Raw genomic sequence first — 18,872 nt, 5'->3', positions numbered from 1 at the left:
GCAGCCGCAACCCTTGTTGAGGGACACCCAAGCCGGAGGATCAAGATGACACTGACTTTGCCCGAACTCGCCCACAAGATGAAGAAGATCGACTTCTGCATGATGCTCACCAAGACCGGATTCGGCACCATTGCCAGCCGCCCGATGAGCAACAATGGCGATGTCGACTATGACGGCGACAGCTTCTTCTTTTCCTATACCGACACCGCCAAGGTGCGCGAACTGACCGCCGATCCGACGGTCTCGCTCACTTTCACGGCAGCGCCCAGCCTGCTCGGCAAGCCCGGGATCTTCGTTGCCGTCCAGGGCCGCGCGAGCCTGATTGCCGACAAGGCGGTGTTCGAGGCCCACTGGACCTCCGATCTCGATCGCTGGTTCCCGGAGGGAATCGACACGCCCGGCATCATCCTGATCAAGGTGCATGCCGACCGGATCGAATACTGGGATGGCGAGGACAACGGGACGCTTGCGGTCTGAGCAGGCCGTCGCAGCATTCGTGCTGACGCAAACGCGCCATAGGGCGCCGGTTGATACCGGCGCCCTTTTCTGTTCTTGCGGCGACACGCGGTGAGGCCTCGCCGACGCGATGAGGCGGATGGTGCCGTGGACAAGGGAGAATGCGGGTCGTGGGGATCTTGCAGAATGTCGCAGACAGGCTGCAAATGTCTGGAGCGTGCTTTTAAGATCGGCGCCACAAGATCCGCTCCCATCATCCACTCCCAGGCATCAGGGCATCGTAAAGACCATGGCAGAGTTTCCGTCCAAGGCAAAAGTCGTCATCATCGGGCTCGGCGGCATCGTCGGCGCCTCCATCGCCCATCACCTGATCGAGCGCGGCTGGGACGACATCGTCGGCATCGACAAGTCGGGCATTCCGACCGATATCGGCTCGACGGCCCATGCCTCTGACTTCTGTTACACCACATCCCACGACTATCTCTCGGTCTGGACCACGCAGTATTCGATCGATTTCTACGAGAAGATGGGCCATTACGCCCGCATCGGCGGGTTGGAAGTCGCCCGCACCGGCGACGACACCTGGATGGAAGAGATCAAGCGCAAGCTCTCGTCTGCCCGCGCCTTCGGCACCCGCGCCCACTATGTTTCGCCCCCCGAAATCAAGAAACTCTTCCCGCTGATTGAGGAAGACCAGGTCATGGGCGGCCTCTTCGATCCGGATGCCGGCCTCGTCATTCCGCGCTCCCAGACGGTTGCCGGCAAGCTCGTCGATGCCGCTGAAAAGTCCGGCAAGCTCCAGATGTTCGGCAATACGCCGGCGAAATCCCTCATCGTCGAGGGCGGCCGCATCAAGGGCGTCGTCACCCATCGCGGCACGATCATGGCCGATCACGTCATCGTCTGCGCCGGCCTCTGGGGCCGCCTGATCGCCGAAATGGTCGGCGAAGACCTGCCCGTCATGCCGGTCGACCATCCGCTCACCTTCTTCGGTCCCTATAACGAGTTCGAAGGCACCGGCAAGGAAATCGGCTATCCGCTGCTGCGCGACCAGGGCAATTCCGCCTATATGCGCGACACCGGCGACCCGAAGACCACCGAGGGCGGCCAGATCGAATGGGGCTATTACGAGCAGCACAATCCACGCATGTGCCATCCGCGCGAACTCTTGGAAAAGCACGAGGCGCGCCTTTCGCCCTCTCAGCGCGACCTCGACATGGAGCAGATCCTCGAGCCGCTCGAAAAGGCGATGGAACTAACCCCGATCCTCGGCGAACTCGGCTATAACGAGAGCCATAGCTTCAACGGCCTTCTCCAGGTTTCTGCTGCCGGCGGCCCGTCCTGCGGCGAAAGCCAGAAGGTGCGCGGCCTCTGGTACTGTGTCGCCATCTGGGTCAAGGACGGCCCCGGCTATGGCAAGCTGATCGCCGACTGGATGACCGACGGCCGCACCGAGATCGACCACAACTCGATCGACTACGCCCGCTTCTATCCGCACCAGCTGACCGAAGACTTCATCGCCGGCCGCTGCTATGAGGCCGCCCAGAAGATCTACTTCCCCGCCGTTCACACCCGTGAACCCTATGCGTCGGGTCGCGGCGCCAAGCGTTCGCCGATGTATGAGCGCGAAGTCGAGCTCGGCGGCTATTTCATGGAGCTCGGCGGCTGGGAGCGTGCGCATGGCTACGCGGCTAACGAGCACCTTCTGGAAAAGTATGGCGACCGGGTCCCGGTTCGTGAAAACGAATGGGATAACAGGCACTTCTGGCGTGTTTCGAATGCCGAACATCTGGCGATGAGCGAGGATTGCGGCATCGTCAACTTGAGCCACTTCCACATGGTCGACATCGAAGGCCCTGACCATGTCGAGCTCCTGGAATGGCTCTGCGCCGCCAAGATCGGTGGCGACGCCAATATCGGCAAGGGCATCTACACCCACTTCCTCGACGACGAGGGCATGGTGCGCGCCGACTTCACCGTCTTCCGCCTTGCCGACCGCTGCCGCCTGGTCAACGGGGCGGACGCCGGCCCGCGCGACTTCCACTACATGAAGCGCGTGGCGCAAGATCGCGGCCTCGACGTCACCATCACCGACACGTCGGAGAAATACATCACCATCGGCATCTGGGGCCCGAACGCCCGCGAAAACCTGAAGAGGGTGGTCGCCGATCCCGCCGGTCTGGACATCGAGAACTTCCCGTTTGCCGCAATCAAGCAGATCGAAATATCAGGCAAGTCGGTCACCGCCTTCCGCATATCCTATGTCGGCGAGCAGGGCTGGGAACTGCACATGAAATACGAAGACGGCCTCGCCGTCTGGGATGCGCTCCGCGCCACCGGCGTCATGGCCTTCGGCGTCGAGACCTATGCGAACTCCCGCCGCATGGAAAAGAGCCTGCGCCTGCAGAACGCCGATCTCTTGACCCAGTACAACCTGATCGAGGCGGATCTGGCGCGTCCGAAGGTCAAGGAAGCCGATTTCCGCGGCAAGGCCAAGCATCTCGAATACAAGGCTCGCGATAAGCAGCCAGCCATGCTCTGCACGCTCGTCATGACCGACAATGTCGACAAGTCAGGTGTTGCCCGCTACCCGGTCGGCTCCATGCCGGTGGTCGACCCCGCAACGGGCGAAGTCCTGATCGACAGCCTTGGACGGCGGTCCTACACCACCTCGGTGGCGTTTGGCCCGACCATCGGCAAGAACATTGCGCTTGCCTATCTGCCGCAGGAGTATTGCGAGGTGGGGCGGAAATTGAATGTGGAATACTTCGCCGAGAGCTTCCCGGTCGAGGTTGCGGCGGTGGGGTATAAGCCGCTGTATGATCCGGAGAATCTGAAGCCGCGCAGCTGAGGGCAGGGCGGTTTCGGCAGAGAGTTATGGACCCGTCGGTTGGGAGACCGACGGGTTTTTTGTGCGCGAGTATCGAAACGCCCGTCTTGATCTTGCGATTAATTGTAGCTACATTAAATCATGGAAATCATCTGGGATGAGCCCAAGCGGCGCGCCAACCTAGAAAAGCACGGCTTCGACTTCGCCGACGTCAGCGAACTCGATTGGGAGAATGCCGTTGTCGAAGACGGGCAGCCAGATGCGTACGGCCGGCGACGGCTGAAGGCGATCGGATATTTCCGGGACGGAACGGCCGCCGTCGTCTTCGCCCTTCTCGGATCGGAAGCCATATCGATCATCAGCTTTCGCCCGGCAAGCGACAAGGAAAGAAGGAGGCTTCCATGGCCACCAAAAGCAAGACACTGAACACGTTCGAGACCGGACGCGGTTATGACCGCGAGGACTGGGATGCCGTCGAGTTTCCGGAACTGAGCGACGAAGAACTGGCAAAAATGCGCCCCGCACAGGAGGTTCTGCCGCCTGCTTTCTTCAAGGCGATGGAGGACCACCGCCGCGCGCGCGGGCGTCCCGCCGTGGCGCATCCGAAGAAGCAGATCACGCTCAGGCTCGACGAAGATGTCATCGCCAGGTTTCGCGAGACCGGCAAGGGTTGGCAGGGGCGGCTGAACGCCGCACTGCGCAAGGTGGTCGGGATTTGAGGGGCTCCGTTTGCTACGGCGTTTTCCTCCCCCATGCGGGGGAGGACGGAAAATCGAAGGCTTGAGGTCCGCGCAAGTCGCCTGAACTTCAGATCTTCCTGGAGAGGGGTGCGGTTCCGTTGGCAAATAGCCTTACCGAGCCCCCTCTTGCGAAATCTGAGGTTTGGCCCGATCGGGCCAATTCCTCTCAAAGCCTTCGCGCGGCGTCGCGCTCAGGCCTCCGTTCGCTGAAATCGATTCACGGGATCAATTTTTGGCCTTCGGCCACCGCTCCTAAGTCTCCCGCAAGTAGGGACGTACGACCCAAGATTGGCTTGTGTCTGGATCCTCGGGTCAAGCCCGAGGATGACGACCTCTCGGGGAGATAAGGGTATCCTCCGCAGACGTTGTCCGGTGAAGACAGTAGCGGAGGATACCAGTCGCTCCCCCATACTCCGTCATCCTCGGGCTTGACCCGAGGATCCAGACACAAGCTTTCTGAGGCTAGACGGTCACGCCAGACAGCCCCATTTCCCTAAAAAAGGGGAATGACTTCGAGACATTCTCCAACAAAATCAAACCCCGACACATTTTTTCATCCCCCACCCTTTTTCCTCCCTTAGACTCACAGCTGTCCCGCCCTCGGATACACCTGACGATGCGATGTCAGGCGAGGCGGGGCCGGCGCCGAACCCGATCGGAAGGACGTGCCTCAGGGGCACACAGACAAGGCGCCAACGCTGTCGCGAACCATACCAGACGGCGGGGCGAAACAAACGGCGGGGATGCGAGCCGGGCCGCATATGGCAAAGGCTTCATCCCCCGGGCGAGGGTCCCGGTCGGAATGGTGCACCATCCGGCGGGAACCTCCCGGGCCACCGGCTAGGCTGAAGCGGCACGTCATGTGCCGCCACAGCCGGACCCGCGCCCGGTCGAACGTCGGTTATCTTCGGGCCTGACCCGAGGACCGACGCCCGTCGCCGCCTTGCCAGAGAGACGCATGCAGCGGGAATAGACGCCGAACGGGGCGCCGGAAGGAGCCACATAAACTACTTAGACAGGTTGCTTCTGGCGCCTCGTCCGAGACTTGCATGACCGAACCGGAGGATGAAGATCCGACCGGCGGCGGCGCTTGGGTTTTTTGACAGTTTGAACATGCTTGCCTGCCATGACCCTGGAGACTGCGGATACGCTGGCAGATCCTCGGGACGGAGCCCGAGGATGACGATGGCGGATGGAAGAGAGTCCTCCACAAACGTTTCGACATCCTCAAACGCCTACGGAGGATACCCCGCCCAACCCCACACGCCGTCATCCTCGGGCTTTGTCCTGAGGATCTGCTGAGGGTTCAGTCGGCTTGGGTTCAGTGGTGGGCGGAGGCCTATCGAGGCCTGCTACGGTGATTTATGCCTCAGATCGGCTCACGTCGCGGCACCTGGTTCTCCTACTCTCAGGCAGCTGAACCGTCCGTTGCCCGCCCTTCACAACGCTGCCGCCAGCCTCGCCTGCAGCCAGTGCGGCACCGGCATCTCCGCCGGCTGCCTCTCGCGCAGCATGACCTCGAAATCTTCGCGTGGGATCGGGCGGCCGAAGAGCCAGCCCTGGAAGAGGTGGCAGCCGGTGTCGCGCAGGAAGGCGTGCTGGGTGGCGGTTTCGATGCCCTCGGCGACCACGTTCAGGTCGAGGTCGCGGGCAATCGAGACGATGGAGCGGACCAGCGCCTGGCCGCGGTCGCTGTCGCTGGCGCCGGCGACGAAGCTGCGGTCGATCTTGAGTTCGGTGACGGGCAGGCGGCGCAGATAGGCAAGCGACGAATAACCCGTGCCGAAGTCGTCGAGCGAGAAGGTGACGCCTGTTCGTTTCAACGCTTCCATCTTCTCGGCCACCGGTTCGAGGCCGGCGAGCAGCACGTTTTCGGTGAGTTCGAGGCGCAGGCGGGTGGGGTCGATCGCGTGGTTCTCAACAAGCTGGCGGACGGTTGCGGTAAAATCACTCTCGTTGAACTGGCTGGCGCTGACATTGACCGAGAGTGTGAGGCGGGTCAGCGCCGGATCGGCCTTCCAGCGGGCGAGCGTCCCGCAGGCTTGGTCGAGCACCCAGGCGCCGAGGACGGGCATCAGGCCGAGATCTTCGGCGACGGGGATGAAATCGGCCGGCGAAACGGTGCCACGGGTCGGGTGGTTCCAGCGCAAAAGCGCCTCGGCGCCGGTGATGCGGCCATCACGATCGACCTGCGGCTGATAGGCGAGCGAGAGTTCGCCGCGGCGCATGGCGCCGAGCAGTTCACGGGCAAGCCCGCGGGGTGCCGACAGGCGGCGCTGCAGGGCATGCACGGCGGCGGTGAAGAGCAGGGAGGCAAGTGCCGGATTGACCCAGACCCCGACCGCGCGCAGATCCTCCGGGATCGGGTCGGCAAAGGGCGAGACGCTGTTGGAGGCGTGCAAGAAAACGAAGGTTGCAAGGCTCGCGACGATGACAGCCCCCTGGGCGAGGGAGGGGCGACGCAGATAGTTGATATAGCCCATCATCGCCAGCAGGGGCAAAAAGAGGTGCGATACCCGGGGATAGGTGGGGTTTGGCACGTCGAAGAGCAGGCAGAAGGCGAAGATGAAGACCAGGAAGGAGACCTGGGCAACGAGCAGGAACAGATCCAGCTTGCCGGCGGTGACCAGTGCGAAGCAAAGGAGGCCGACGACCGCGGGGAAGACTTCGGCAACGGCCATGGCCTTGTGGCCGTGGGCGGCGAAGATGACAGCCCAAAGCGTGGCAAAACCGGCCACGGTCAGCGTCATCGCCTGATAGGCGAAGATTACGCGTCTTTCGCGCGCATCGGTGCTGCCGTCGGTACCCATCTGCCGTCCATCGGCGCCTAAAGCGCTTCGAGCCTTGCACCCGACCGCCTGATGCCGGGGCGTTCCTGGCTTTTCTGTTATCATGATGGACTTAAAGAATGCCTCCGGCTCATGATTAACAGGGGCTTTCCAAACCGGGCGGGGTCCGGCGGGCCGCTTTTGCTCTCCGGTTCGGAAAAGGCGGACTGGGAGAACGGAAAAGGCGGCCGCGGCTGTTGCCGTCGACCGCCCGATCCGGACCGTCAGGTCCTTCCTCCCCCCGGAGAAAGTCTGTGCGAAATGATCAGCCGGCCTTGGCGACCCTCATGACGTCAGGATCATAGACCCGGCCGAAGCGGTTTTCGAGGAAGGCGGGCAGGCCGATTTCCTCCTGGCGGACGAAGCCGACCTGCGGCAGCGTGCCATCGGCGAGCAGGTCGAGGACCGTGCAGATGCCGGCCGCCGTGGTGATCTGGATGGCGCTCATCTTCTTTCCCGCGACCACGCCGGCATAGACCTTGTTGGCATAGGTTTCCTGCAAATAGCGACCGTCCTTCCAGCCGCAGACGGTGACGAAGATCACGACCACGTCCTGCATGGTGGCGGGCAGGGCGTTTTCGAAGAGATCCTTCAGCACGTCGCGGCGGTTCTTCAGATTGAAGTCGTTGAGCAGCGCCTTGATGATCGCCTGGTGGCCGGGATACCGGATGGTGCGGTAGTTCATGGTGCGGACGCGACCGTCGAGGGTTTTTGCGAGCGTGCCGAGGCCGCCCGAGGTGTTGAAGGCCTCGTAGGTAACGCCGTCGAGCGAGAATTCCTCGCGCTCTTCCATGGCCGGCACCACCGTCAGTTTGCCCTCGACGATCGCCTCGCAGGGCTCGATGTATTCGTTGATCAGGCCGTCGGTCGACCAGGTGAGGTTGTAATTCAGCGCATTCGACGGATATTGCGGCAGCGCGCCGACGCGCATGCGGACCGTGTCCAGCGTGTCGAAGTGTTTCGTCAGATCGTTTGCGACGATCGAGATGAAACCGGGGGCGAGGCCGCATTGGGGAATGAAGGCGGAGCGGGCGCCGCGGGCGAGTTCCTCGACCTTGCGGGTCGTCGCGACATCTTCCGTCAGGTCGAGATAATGGGTCGCGGTGCGCGCCGCACTTTCGGCAATCGCACCGGTCAGGTGGAAGGGAGCGGCCGAGAGCACGGCGAACTGGCCCGAGAGTGCCGCATCGAGGGCGGCTGCGTCGGCAATGTCCAGTTCCCTGGTGGAGACGGCCGGATGGGCGTCGAGCTTTGCCAGCTGGTCGGCGCTGCGGTCGGCGACGGTGACGGTGTAATCGCCCGTTTCGGCCAGCATGCGGGCAATCGCGCCGCCGATCTTGCCGGCGCCGATGATGGTGATGTGATTCATGATGTGCCCCTTGATGTCCGTGAGCGCGCCCAGGCGCAATTGCATTTGATCAAGCCAGTGTGCGGACGAGGCGCGTTGATTCCAAGTGACGAAGTGAGCGAAACGACGTATCATTATCGCCGAAACGACGGATAGGAATGGCGATATGCAGGTTTCGGACAAGGACAGGGCGCTTCTCGCGCTGCTTTCGGAGAATGCCCGCATGCCGGTGGCCGAACTTGCGCGGCGGCTTAATCTTTCGCGCTCGACTGTTCAGGCACGGTTGGAGCGGCTGGAGGCGCAAGGTGTGATCGCCGGCTATGCGCTGCGCCTCTCCGACGCCTATCAGAGCGGGCTGATCCGGGCGCATGTCATGATTACGATGGCGCCCAAAGCGCTGACCCAGGTCACGGCCGAGTTGACTGCCATCCGTGAGGTGACGGCGCTCTATTCGGTCAATGGGCCATTCGATCTGATTGCCATCATCGCGGCGCCGTCGATTTCGGAGCTGGACCGACTGATCGACCGGATCGGCGAGTTATCGGGGGTCGAGCGGACGCTGTCGTCGATCATTCTGTCGACGCGAATTGCCCGGTAATCATTGCACGGAAAAAGTGTTAACTTGGAAGGGTGTTTTTAGAGGAAGTTAATCAACTCTGTGGTGTTGTAGGGTCGTCGAATATTCGTGGTGGGGGATGTCATGAGGCTGACTGCATTCCTGTTGGCGTGCATTCTGGGGGCGACGGCCTTGCCGGCAGCATCGGAGGCCGGTGCCGCGTCCTCCAGAAACGCCATTTCCGGAAGCTCCACCTGGATCAGCAGTCACGGCTCCGTCATGGTTCTGGATGTGGCAGACGATGGAGCGATCCATGGCTATTACGTCAACAACGCGCCGGGAAAGGGGTGTCGCGGAATCCCCTACGATCTCAGTGGTCAACTGACCGACCGGGCGATCTCCTTTCACGTCAGCTGGCGAAACGGCGTGGCGGATTGCCTGACGGAGACGCAGTGGCAGGGGCGTCTGCAGACATCACGCAATGGCAGCGTGGAAATGGTCACCGAATGGCAGCGCACCTCGACCCTTGTCCCGTTCAAGAAGCCCAAGACGGCATTCGAGGAGGGAACGGACATGTTCACCCTCCAGATCAATCATGGTGTGCAGTGGAATCTCGATTATTAGGCGGGACGGCAATTCGCTAAATGCCGCTTGCTCTTCACGCAGCCTTCAGCTCGGCTTTCGACAGGGCTCGTTCTAGTGCTGCGATGCAGGTCTCGTCATGATGCCGGCCGGCGCCTTCCCAGAGGATGGAAAGCGCCTTTTCCACCGGCATGGCCGGGCGGTACGGGCGGTCGGCGGTGAGCGCGTCGAACACATCCGCCGTGGCGACGATGCGGGTCTCGAAGGAGATCTCGTCGCCTTTCAATCCCCTCGGATAGCCGGAGCCGTCGAGCTTCTCGTGATGGGCACCGCCGATTAGAGCGAGATCGGAGAAAGCCGCGATGCGCGAGAGGATCGTTTCAGAGAATTCGGCGTGGCGCTTCATCTGCTGCCACTCCTCACCTTCCAGACGGCCGGGCTTGTCGAGCACACTGTTGGAGACGCCGAGTTTGCCGATGTCATGCAGGAGCGCTGCGCGCTTCATGCGACGGCGCTCCGCAGGCGGCATGCCGAGTTCCTCCGCGATGAGGTCGGTGAAGAGAGCGACCCGATCGCTGTGGCCGGAGGTATAGGGGCTTTTTGCGTCGACGACGCGGGCAAAGCCGGCGGCGATGTCGTCGAGATAGTCCTCGTCGGCCATCATCGCCTGTCGTCCGGGTTCAAGGGCGAGAACATACCGGTCCAGCCCGTCGGCGCCGAGTTCGGCGAAGAAGACCGGAGTCGCCAGTGTTTCGAACAGCGAGACGAGTTCGGGGTCGAACCAGGTGCCAGCGCGTTTGCGCACTTCAGCGAGTGCCGCTTCTGGGCCGGCATTGACGAAAAAGACATCGATTACCTGTGCCATCAGAGCGATACGGGCAAAGACATGGATTTCTGCCCCCTTCAGCCCCGCCGGCTGGCCACCGCCATCGACATGTTCGTCAAGATCCAGGATGCCGCGCGCCACTTCCTCGGAAAAACGCATCTGCCGGGCAATGTCTGCGCCACGCTGGCAGCGGGTCTGGATCAGGCTGCTGGCGAATTCTCCGCCATTCTTCAGGATGTTGAGGAGGCCCCGGAAGCGCTCAGCCAGGCCCGCTTCCATGCCCGTATGGGAAAGGACGAATTTCAGAACCTGAGGAAAAGAGCCGTCGACCAGCTTGAAGTCGCGTTTAAACTTCAGATCATCCGCCATATAGAGCTCGCAGATCCGGGCTGCATTGGAAGAGCAGCCGAGATCCTTCAGGAGCAGCGTGTAATAAAGATCGCGCAGTGCCTCTTCCGGCAGGCCGAGCGCCTTGCCGATGCGGGTGCCGATGAAACAGCAGCGAATGCAATGGCCGGGCGGCTGGCCTTCGGTCAGATCCAGCGCATGGCTGAGCGCTTCGATGATTTCTGCAAGCCTGATCTGTGTTGTCATATGCTCCGCCTCATGCGCCCTCGGCTTTTGAGGGAGCAGGCTAATTTAGGAGGCGCAGGTTAATGGCGCGTGTCCGGACTTGCAAAAATGCAAGTGCCGTTGGGATTCGGCGGCATTTCGACAGGCTTCTTGTCGGTGAACTCGTGGGAAAAGGAGCATCTTTTCCAGCATGTCACCTTCGGGTGATCCTGCAAACCGAGGGCCGCCTGTCTTTGCGGAAGACTGTTGCGGCCAGGACCCGACGCGCGCGGCGATATTCTGTGGAGCCAAAGGGTGATACGCCAGCGGCTAACCCTCTGTTCATCGCTTCCGTGCTTGTCTTTTTCCCGCATTGTCTTAAGCCATGAGACGCACTATGTGCGGATGAGCCAAACAAACGAGGACTGTCCCCTGTGATGAACGAAGACGAAGACGACAAGAGCAAGGAACTGCCGATCGGCAAGGAAACGGAAGCGAACCTCTTCAAGTCGCGTTCGATCTTCATCTATGGCGGCATCACCATGGAGCTGGCGCAGAAGGTCTGCACGCAGCTCGTTGCCCTTGCTGCCGCATCGGATGAAGATATCCGCGTGTTCGTCTGCTCGCCGGGCGGCCATGTGGAAGCCGGTGACGCGATCCACGACATGATCAAGTTCATCAAGCCGAAGGTCTGGATCATCGCGACAGGCTGGGCCGCTTCTGCCGGTTCGCTGATTTTCGTCGCCGTTCCCAAGGAACGCCGTCTGGCGCTGCCCAACACCCGCTTCCTGATGCACCAGCCGTCTGGCGGCACCCGCGGCATGGCATCCGATATCGAGATCCAGGCTCGCGAGATCATCAAGATGAACGAGCGCTTGATCAAAATCTACGCGAAGGCCACCGGCCAGAGCCAGGAAAAGATCGCCAAGGATATCGACCGTGACTACTGGCTGTCGGCTGAAGACGCCGTCACCTATGGTCTGGTCGGCCGGATCATCGAAAGCCATGCCGATATCGGCTGAGCCTTTTCGACAAGAAGAGACTAAAAAACCGCCGGGCATGCCCGGCGGTTTTGTTCTTAGGCTATAGGAAGCGCTCCAAAGCCAGTTTGCGCCTCAGATCAGCGGGCAGCCGCGACGGTTGGCGAAGCGGATGCGTTCCGGACCACGACGGGTGAAGCCTTCGACCGTCACACTGCGATCGGTCATACGGACGACCTGCGGGCGGCGTAGACCTTCGTCCAAAGCGGCGGCGCGGGCTTCGCGGGCGCTGCAGCCACGATCTCGCTCGCGGATCACCGGGCGGACACCGTTCGGGCCGATGCGCAATTCGACATCCTGGGCCGAGGCCGGTGCGACAAAGGCAGTGCCTGTGACGAGCATTGCCAGGGCAAGTGCGGATTTCATGATGGACATTGGGTGTTCTCCTCAATTCTGTTGCACAGAAATGCGGTGGAAAGGTAAAGGTTCCGGGAACTTGGCCGATGTCGTGTCGTCTCTTGCCGGGCAGGTTGGCTGAACTTCGTAAGGTCAGTCTCCGAAGAGACGAGAGAGCCAACTTCGTTTCTGTGGCGCGGCAAATTCCAGTCGATAAACCAGTGCTCCTGAACCCTTTGACGACTTTACGTGATGAACGGTGAATTTTGTCGTAGCATCGGTACCAACGGTGCCTGTTCTGACTGTTTTTTCTTTGAACTCGTGAGGCCCTTGCTATGACTTTGCGGGCAAAACCCTTTCGAGCACCTTGAAGATATGCGGATCGGCGCATTGGGTCGCATTGAACCGCATCATCGATGGGGCATTCTGGGAGGCAGAGAAGACATTGCCGGGGGCGAGCACGACGCCTTCGGCAAGCGCGAGGCGGGCGACTTCCGTGGCATTCCGGCCATCCGGCAAGGTGCACCAGAGAAACAGTCCGCCCCGTGGCTCGATCCAGGGCATGACGCCAAGGCGGGCGAGGCGCTTGCGGGTCTCGCCGAGCGCGGCGGCAAGCCGGCTGCGCAGAGACTGAAGATGCCGGCGATAGCTGCCGTCCTTCAAGACCGAAAGGATGAGTTCTGCCGCCAGCGCCGGTCCGGCGAAGGAGGAGGCGATTTTGAGATCGGTCAGGCCTTCGATCCAGTCAGCGCGGGCGGCGATATAGCCGATGCGCGTGGCGGCCGAGAGCGTCTTCGAGAAACTTCCGACATGGATGACGCGCTGCAGGCCATCAAGGGCTGCCAGCCGCGGAGCAGGCTGCTGTTCGAAATCGGCGAAGATATCGTCCTCGATTATGGTGAGGTCGGACGCCTCGGCGATCTTCATCAGGCGATGGGCGGTGGCGGGAGAGAGGCTGGCCCCGGTCGGATTGTGGAAGGCGGAATTGGTGACGTAAAGGCGCGGCCGGTGCGTGGCGACGGCTTCCGCAAAGGCATCGAGATCGGGGCCGTTCGGGGTGAAGGGAATGCCGACGATCTTTGCCCGGTGGGCACGAAGCAGGGCAAGAAAGTTGAAGTAGCAGGGATCATCGACAAGGACCGTATCGCCCGGTTCGAGCAGGAAGCGGCAGACGAGATCAATCGCTTGGGTGCCGCTTTCGACGAGCAACACCTGAGCGGGGGCAGCCTCGATGCCGCTTTCGGCCATGCGGCGCACGAGATGCTGGCGCAGGGGCAAGAGGCCGAGCGGCGTGCTGTAATCGGTCAGGCGGGATGTGTCGGCGCGCGACAGGCTGCGCAGAGCCTTGCGCAGATCCTGTTCCGGCATCCAGTCCGGGGGCATCCAGCCGCAGCCTGGTTTCAGGGCGTCGAGCGGGGCTTCGAGCGACTGCCGGGTGACCCAGAAGGGATCGACGGCGCGGTCGAGGCGAGGGGCGAGGTCTGAGAGCACCAGCGGCGCTTGAGGCGACAACACGTAGAAGCCGGAGCCTGGGCGGGATTGAATGACACCGTCGGCCACCAGGCGCTCATAGGCCTCGACCACGGTGGACGGCGAGACGCCGAAGAGATCGGCAGCCTTGCGGATCGACGGAAGTTTCGCGCCGGGACCGAGACTGCGGGAGGCAATGCGGGCACGGATGGCAGCCATGACGCTCGCCGTGCGGCCGGTGGAGGTCTCTGGTGTTTCGGGGTGGGCGGCGGCGCGGGCGTCCATGCGTATGGCTTTCGTTATCAGTACAGTTTGGCCGAAGTGTATCGGTCTGTGCCTGCCGAGTCGAGTGGCTTGCCGCTAGGGTGTGCCGCATGCCGTCGCGGCCTTGCTGAGGCGAGGTGCCGCGGTTGCGGTGTTACAGGACAAGGAACGGACAAACATGGACAAGGTGATGACCGGCGCTTCGACGACGGAAAAGGCGATGAAGAGACTGTTGCCGACCGACAAGGCGACGCTCGGATTCCTGAACGGTGCGCTCGGCATGTTGATCTTTTCGGCCTCGCTGCCGGCAACGCGGGTGGCGGTGCAGGGCTTTGATCCGGTGTTTCTAACGACGGCACGCGCCGCGATCGCCGGGCTTCTGGCGCTTGGCGTGCTGTTGCTGCTGAAGACCGTGCGGCCGGGGCGAGGGGATCTGGTCTCGCTTGTGGTCATAGCGCTTGGCGTCGTCGTCGGCTTTCCGCTTTTGACGGCGCTTGCGCTTCAGCACATCACTTCGGCGCAGTCGCTGGTGTTCATCGGGCTCCTGCCGCTGTCGACGGCCGTGTTTGGCGTCTTGCGCGGGGCGGAGCGGCCGAAGCCGGTGTTCTGGCTCTTCTCGCTGGCGGGAAGTCTGATCGTCGTCGGCTTTGCTGTCGCAAATGGCGGGCCGGCTTCATTGACGGGCGACCTGCTGATGATCGCCGCCATCCTGGTCTGCGGGCTGGGATATGCCGAGGGCGGGCGGCTGACGCGGCAGATGGGTGGTTTTGCCGTGATTGCCTGGGCGCTGGTGCTGGCCCTGCCGGTCATGCTGGTGTTGACCGTGGTGCTGAGGCCGCAGACGTTTGTCGATGTGACGGCGGGCGAATGGCTGGGACTTGCCTATGTCTCGCTGTTTTCCATGCTGATCGGCTTCGTCTTCTGGTATCGCGGTCTGGCGCTTGGCGGCATTGCCGCCGTCGGCCAGCTGCAGCTGCTGCAGCCGTTCTTCGGCCTTGCACTTGCGGCACTGCTGCTCGGTGAAGAGGTGAGCTGGGGCATGGGGCTGGCGACCCTGGCGGTTGTGGCCTGCGTGGCAGGCGCGCGCCGTTATGGACGGTGAGGCGGGTTCCAAATTAAGGTTAATCAAGTGTTTAACTTGACCGTCTCGTGTGACGCATGCGCAAGGTCGGGCTGAATTCCAGCCAGACGAAAGATGTGTCATGCAGACCCAGAGGCTCGACGGGCTCGATATTGCCAAGGGCATTGCCATCATTCTCGTCGTCTATGGCCATGTGATGCGCGGATTACAGGTGGCAGGGCTCATCTCCTTCAACGGTGTCTGGGGCTATGTCGATTATCTCGTCTACACCGTGCATATGCCTGTTTTCTTCGTCGTCTCCGGCTTTCTCTACGAAGGCGGGCGGCAACGGGCGCTTGCCGAAGGGGAGGCGGAGCATCGGGACGGGATGCTTCGTGACGGGATGACCGGCGCCACCGCCCGCCCGTTCTGGAAGCCGAAGCTCGTGACACTGGCCTGGCCCTATGTGCTGTGGTCGACGGTGCATCTGACTGCACAGGTGATCATGAGCGGGTCGGGCGTGGTCAATCGCGATGCCAGTCTCGGCCGGCTTGCGTCGATCGGCTGGGATCCGGTTTCACCCTTCTGGTTTCTCTATGCCTTGTTCATCGCTTTTGCCGCGAGCTATCTCCTGCAGCGCTACTCTGCGCGGCTGGTGGCGCTTCTCGCCTTTGCGCTGCTGATTGCGGTACACCGTTTGCCGGTGCCCGGTATCGTCATCGACCTCTTTTACGGGCTGGTCTATTTCTCGATCGGGCGGCTGGTCTTTGCCGAGCGGCTGGCCGGGCCGCTGCGCTCGGCGGTGACGCTGGGGCTTGCGACCGCGGGTTTCGTGCTCGCCGCCAGCATCGCCTATGACTATGCGCTCGACGTGCGGCTGGCAACGGTCGGAACGTTGTGCGGGCTGATCGCCTTCTTCATGTTGTCGACGATCCTTGCCCATTCGCCGCTGCGCCGGCCACTGGTGCTGCTCGGGCGCTGCACCATGGGCATTTACGTGATGCATATTCTGGTGATCGCGACCTTCCGGGCGGTCGGGTTGAAACTTCTGCATCTCGACCTGACGGCGTTGATCCTCGGGTGCATTGCACTTGCCGTGGCACTGCCGCTGTCGGTCCAGGTGATTGCCAACAGGCTCGGTATTGCGCGCTTTGTCGGGCTGCAGACCAAGCTCGACGATGTGCTGTGGCGAAGGCGCCAGGGGCCGGTCGCAGGCGAGTGAGCCTTTTAAGTCCAAGCCCAGCAAACGGCCGAATTCAACGCCATTCGTGCAGTTTTGCGCCCCTCAGCGGGCGGGTCGCGACGAGCGGCAGAGTTTCGCCCGCGCGCTCGGCATAGGCCATTGCATCGGCTTCATCGTTAAAGCCAATGAAGATCATCGAAAGGGATCGTGCCTCCGGCGCGCCCTTCTTGCGATAGGCAAACTTCACTGCGCAATGGGGAAAGCCTTCGTCGAGGACCAGGCCTTCGGGCAGGGCATCGGAGAGTGCCAGATGGGCGCCGAGGCCGAGAAAGCGGTCTATGGCGGCAAAGGCGGTGGCTTCGGGGAGCTGCTTGTTTTCGGTGGTCTTCGGTGCGCGGCCCCAGAAGAGCCTGTCGACCAGACCCTTCGCCCGCTTAGACTTCAGCACCACCAGGCCGCCGGCGGCAATCAGCTCCAGATGCGCGTCCCAGGTCTGGAAATGCTCCGGTGCCTGATGCAGCTCCGTCAGGAGGTCGCGGAGTTCGGTGGTCAGGTCGTTCTGCAGGGCCGGGGTCATAAAGCGTCTCTTGGCTATGCTTGAAAGGGGGCTCAGGTAGCGCCTCCTAGCATGGCGGGTGCCATGTGCCTATGGCCGACGATCCTGCTTGAGCGGATGGGCATGGCCCACGTGCTCAGGCGCGTTTCGCTGCGGGAGGCGGTGGATCCAGCCGTTCCTTCAACATGGCGAGCGACATGGGTTTGCCGATCAGATAGCCCTGCAGCAATTCGCAGCCGGCGTCGCGGGCGAAATGGGCTTGCTCGTCGGTTTCGATACCTTCGGCCGTGACCGGGATGTCGAGGGCGGCGGCAAGCTGGATGGTGGCTCTGAGGATGGCGTCATTGCCGCCCGAGATCAGCGAACGGTCGATCTTGACCTTGTCGAAGCCGAACTGGCGGAGCGTGCCGATGCTGGCATGGCCGGTGCCGAAGTCATCCATGGCGAAACGCACGCCGATGGCATGGAGGGCCGTGATCGAACGCTGCGCCCTGTCGGGTTTCGAGATGAACACGCCTTCCGTCACCTCGAGGATGAGGCGGTGGGGATCGAAGTTCAGGCTCGTCAGGAGTTGCTTGATCTCGTCAGCGAAATTGGGATTGCAAAGCTGCAAGGGCGAGACGTTGAGCGAAAGATCGAGCTCCGGCCAGCCGTGAACAGCCTCCAGCGCCGTCTGAAAGACCTTGTGCGACAGCTGATCGATAAGGCCCGAGCGTTCAGCAAGCGGAATGAACACTTCGGGGCTGACCGGGCCGGTCGGCGGGCTCCAGCGGGCGAGCGCCTCGACGCCGATGATCTTGCCGGAGGCCGCCGAGGTGAGTGGCTGGAAGACCACACCGATTTCGTCATTGCCGATGGCGGCCTTCAGGCGGCGCTCGGCATCCGCCAGGTTTTCCCGCTCGAGATCGAGTTCGGCGGAATAGGCCGCGGTCTGGCCACGCCCGCTTTCCTTGGCGTGATAGAGGGCGACATCGGCGCGGCGCACGACTTCCAGCGCCGGCTGGTCTGCCGTGAGGCCGGTGAAGCCGACGCTGGCGCCGACCTCGACGGTGCGACCGTCAATGGCGAAGGGCTGCTTGAGCAAATGGACGATGCGGGCCCCGACGGCCTTGGCATCGACCTCGTCCGGATGGATGAGGGCGAATTCGTCGCCGCCCATGCGGGCAATGGCAAAGACCCGCTCATGCACGACGCCGAGCGTTTGGCCGATCAGGCGAATGAGCTGGTCGCCGACGGCATGGCCCCAGGCATCATTGACGGCCTTGAAGCCATCGAGATCGATCAAGTGCACGATGCAGCCTGCCGGTGCCTGCGCGATCGCCTGGATGAAGCCTGCGCGGTTGAGCAGGCCCGTCAGCTGGTCGTGCGTCGCCTCGCGGGTTGCTTTGGCGGCGCGGGCGCTTTCACGGCGCAATTCCAGGCGCGAATGAAAGATCACGAGGATCACGAAGATGGCAAAGAGGATGGCGAGGATGACGAGCTGCGGAAAGACGCGGCTATAGACCGCCGTGCCGGGATCGAGCTTCGGCCAGTTGAGATGGGCGAGTTCCTCGCCATCCGTGGCAAGGAGCGGATAATCAAGCTGGCCTGTCACCCGATCCTTTCCAAGTGTCAGACCCTTCACCTGAAAATCATCCGCGATCGTGCCGATATAATCCGGCGTCAGCGTCTTGAAGAAGGTCAGGGTGTAGAGCGGGGTCGGCGGCTTGTCGTAATATGGCTGGATCGCCAGCGTCGAGGCCATGGTGATCTCGCCGGCCAAAGCGAAAAAGCCGACATGGGCATTGGTCGAGGGATGGCTGGAGGCGTCGCTCGCCTGGTCGGCGAAATTCGGGCCGAAGGCCTTGAGGGCATCGAAGGTCTTGCCCTTCAGATAGGCCGAGACCTGCCGGCCCTCAGGATCGAGAACGATGACGCCATCGTAAAGCGGATAATCCTCGCTGGTCGTGCCCCAGTTTTCATCGATCCAGCCTTGCGTTTCTGCAGAGCCGATCGCCGCATAGGCGTCGTCCCAGATCGCATTGTCCCGCACCGTCACGGACATGCGCTTCTTGATCGACGAGACGGCGGAGGCCACGGCATCGAGGGAGCGGTTTTCATCAATGCTGTTGGCGGCATCGCGCATGGTGATGACGACATTGGCCGACATCGCCGCGATCGCAGCCAATATCGCCAGCACGCTGATCGCCGCCATGACGACCTGGCGCGCCTGACGGGGCGGCGAAATATCATTTGCCATGGATGC

At 62.2% G+C, this 18,872-nt stretch carries 16 protein-coding genes; 9 read left to right on the top strand and 7 right to left on the bottom strand.

Annotated features, from left to right (window positions below):
* Positions 1-45 precede the first annotated feature (45 nt).
* The 4 genes from ASE36_RS11535 to ASE36_RS11520 all read left to right on the top strand — a co-directional run bounded on the left by ASE36_RS11535 (position 46) and on the right by ASE36_RS11520 (position 4,005).
* Positions 46-477: a pyridoxamine 5'-phosphate oxidase family protein gene (locus ASE36_RS11535; RefSeq protein ID WP_062279433.1), complete on the top strand. Its 432-nt coding sequence runs from the start codon at positions 46-48 to the stop codon at positions 475-477.
* A gap of 268 nt (positions 478-745) precedes the next feature.
* Complete coding sequence (locus ASE36_RS11530; RefSeq protein WP_062279431.1) at positions 746-3,307, top strand: GcvT family protein; 2,562 nt, start codon at positions 746-748, stop codon at positions 3,305-3,307.
* A gap of 120 nt (positions 3,308-3,427) precedes the next feature.
* Positions 3,428-3,712: a BrnT family toxin gene (locus ASE36_RS11525; protein WP_062279429.1), complete on the top strand. Its 285-nt coding sequence runs from the start codon at positions 3,428-3,430 to the stop codon at positions 3,710-3,712.
* Positions 3,688-4,005 carry a BrnA antitoxin family protein gene (locus ASE36_RS11520; RefSeq protein WP_062279427.1) on the top strand — a complete coding sequence of 106 codons (318 nt, stop codon included), beginning with the start codon at positions 3,688-3,690 and terminating at the stop codon, positions 4,003-4,005. Before ASE36_RS11525 ends, ASE36_RS11520 begins: the two co-directional genes overlap by 25 nt.
* 1,460 nt (positions 4,006-5,465) lie before the next feature.
* Here the strand turns inward: ASE36_RS11520 and ASE36_RS11515 are convergent.
* Positions 5,466-6,836 (bottom strand): putative bifunctional diguanylate cyclase/phosphodiesterase, encoded by a 1,371-nt coding sequence (locus ASE36_RS11515; protein WP_062279426.1) that lies wholly within the window; start codon positions 6,834-6,836, stop codon positions 5,466-5,468.
* Positions 6,837-7,119: 283 nt separating this feature from the next.
* On the bottom strand, positions 7,120-8,223 hold the full coding sequence (locus ASE36_RS11510) for a saccharopine dehydrogenase family protein (protein ID WP_062281260.1): 1,104 nt from the start codon (positions 8,221-8,223) through the stop codon (positions 7,120-7,122).
* 145 nt (positions 8,224-8,368) lie between these two features.
* Here ASE36_RS11510 and ASE36_RS11505 point away from each other — a divergent pair, with 145 nt between their 5' ends.
* Both ASE36_RS11505 and ASE36_RS11500 read left to right on the top strand, forming a co-directional pair.
* Positions 8,369-8,800, top strand: a complete 432-nt coding sequence (locus tag ASE36_RS11505) for an Lrp/AsnC family transcriptional regulator (RefSeq protein ID WP_062279424.1) — start codon at positions 8,369-8,371, stop codon at positions 8,798-8,800.
* Between the two features lie 102 nt (positions 8,801-8,902).
* On the top strand, positions 8,903-9,382 hold the full coding sequence (locus ASE36_RS11500; protein ID WP_082511021.1) for an avidin/streptavidin family protein: 480 nt from the start codon (positions 8,903-8,905) through the stop codon (positions 9,380-9,382).
* A gap of 34 nt (positions 9,383-9,416) precedes the next feature.
* Here the strand turns inward: ASE36_RS11500 and ASE36_RS11495 are convergent, their stop codons facing one another.
* Positions 9,417-10,760: an HD-GYP domain-containing protein gene (locus tag ASE36_RS11495; RefSeq protein ID WP_062279420.1), complete on the bottom strand. Its 1,344-nt coding sequence runs from the start codon at positions 10,758-10,760 to the stop codon at positions 9,417-9,419.
* Between the two features lie 395 nt (positions 10,761-11,155).
* Between ASE36_RS11495 and ASE36_RS11490 the strand changes: the two genes are divergently transcribed.
* Positions 11,156-11,740: an ATP-dependent Clp protease proteolytic subunit gene (locus tag ASE36_RS11490; protein WP_062279418.1), complete on the top strand. Its 585-nt coding sequence runs from the start codon at positions 11,156-11,158 to the stop codon at positions 11,738-11,740.
* Between the two features lie 93 nt (positions 11,741-11,833).
* Here the strand turns inward: ASE36_RS11490 and ASE36_RS11485 are convergent, their stop codons facing one another.
* The gene (locus ASE36_RS11485; protein ID WP_082511110.1) at positions 11,834-12,124 is read right to left on the bottom strand and encodes a hypothetical protein; all 291 of its coding nucleotides are present in this window, start codon (positions 12,122-12,124) and stop codon (positions 11,834-11,836) included.
* A gap of 303 nt (positions 12,125-12,427) precedes the next feature.
* Positions 12,428-13,849 carry a PLP-dependent aminotransferase family protein gene (locus tag ASE36_RS11480; RefSeq protein WP_062279413.1) on the bottom strand — a complete coding sequence of 474 codons (1,422 nt, stop codon included), beginning with the start codon at positions 13,847-13,849 and terminating at the stop codon, positions 12,428-12,430.
* 199 nt (positions 13,850-14,048) lie between these two features.
* Here ASE36_RS11480 and ASE36_RS11475 point away from each other — a divergent pair, with 199 nt between their 5' ends.
* Complete coding sequence (locus tag ASE36_RS11475; protein WP_062281257.1) at positions 14,049-14,930, top strand: DMT family transporter; 882 nt, start codon at positions 14,049-14,051, stop codon at positions 14,928-14,930.
* Between the two features lie 100 nt (positions 14,931-15,030).
* Positions 15,031-16,110, top strand: a complete 1,080-nt coding sequence (locus ASE36_RS11470) for an acyltransferase family protein (RefSeq protein WP_062279411.1) — start codon at positions 15,031-15,033, stop codon at positions 16,108-16,110.
* Positions 16,111-16,144: 34 nt separating this feature from the next.
* Here ASE36_RS11470 and ASE36_RS11465 read toward each other — a convergent pair whose 3' ends face one another.
* Together ASE36_RS11465 and ASE36_RS11460 are read right to left on the bottom strand one after the other, a co-directional pair.
* Complete coding sequence (locus tag ASE36_RS11465; RefSeq protein WP_062279409.1) at positions 16,145-16,648, bottom strand: hypothetical protein; 504 nt, start codon at positions 16,646-16,648, stop codon at positions 16,145-16,147.
* A 115-nt stretch (positions 16,649-16,763) separates the two neighbouring features.
* Entirely contained in the window at positions 16,764-18,866 is a 2,103-nt protein-coding gene (locus ASE36_RS11460; RefSeq protein WP_162244214.1) for an EAL domain-containing protein, read from the bottom strand.
* Positions 18,867-18,872 lie beyond the last annotated feature (6 nt).

Source organism: Rhizobium sp. Root274 (assembly GCF_001429245.1).
Classification (GTDB): domain Bacteria; phylum Pseudomonadota; class Alphaproteobacteria; order Rhizobiales; family Rhizobiaceae; genus Allorhizobium.
Note: the sequence above shows the minus strand (reverse complement) of the source record. Positions and strands in the feature narration are given on the sequence as shown.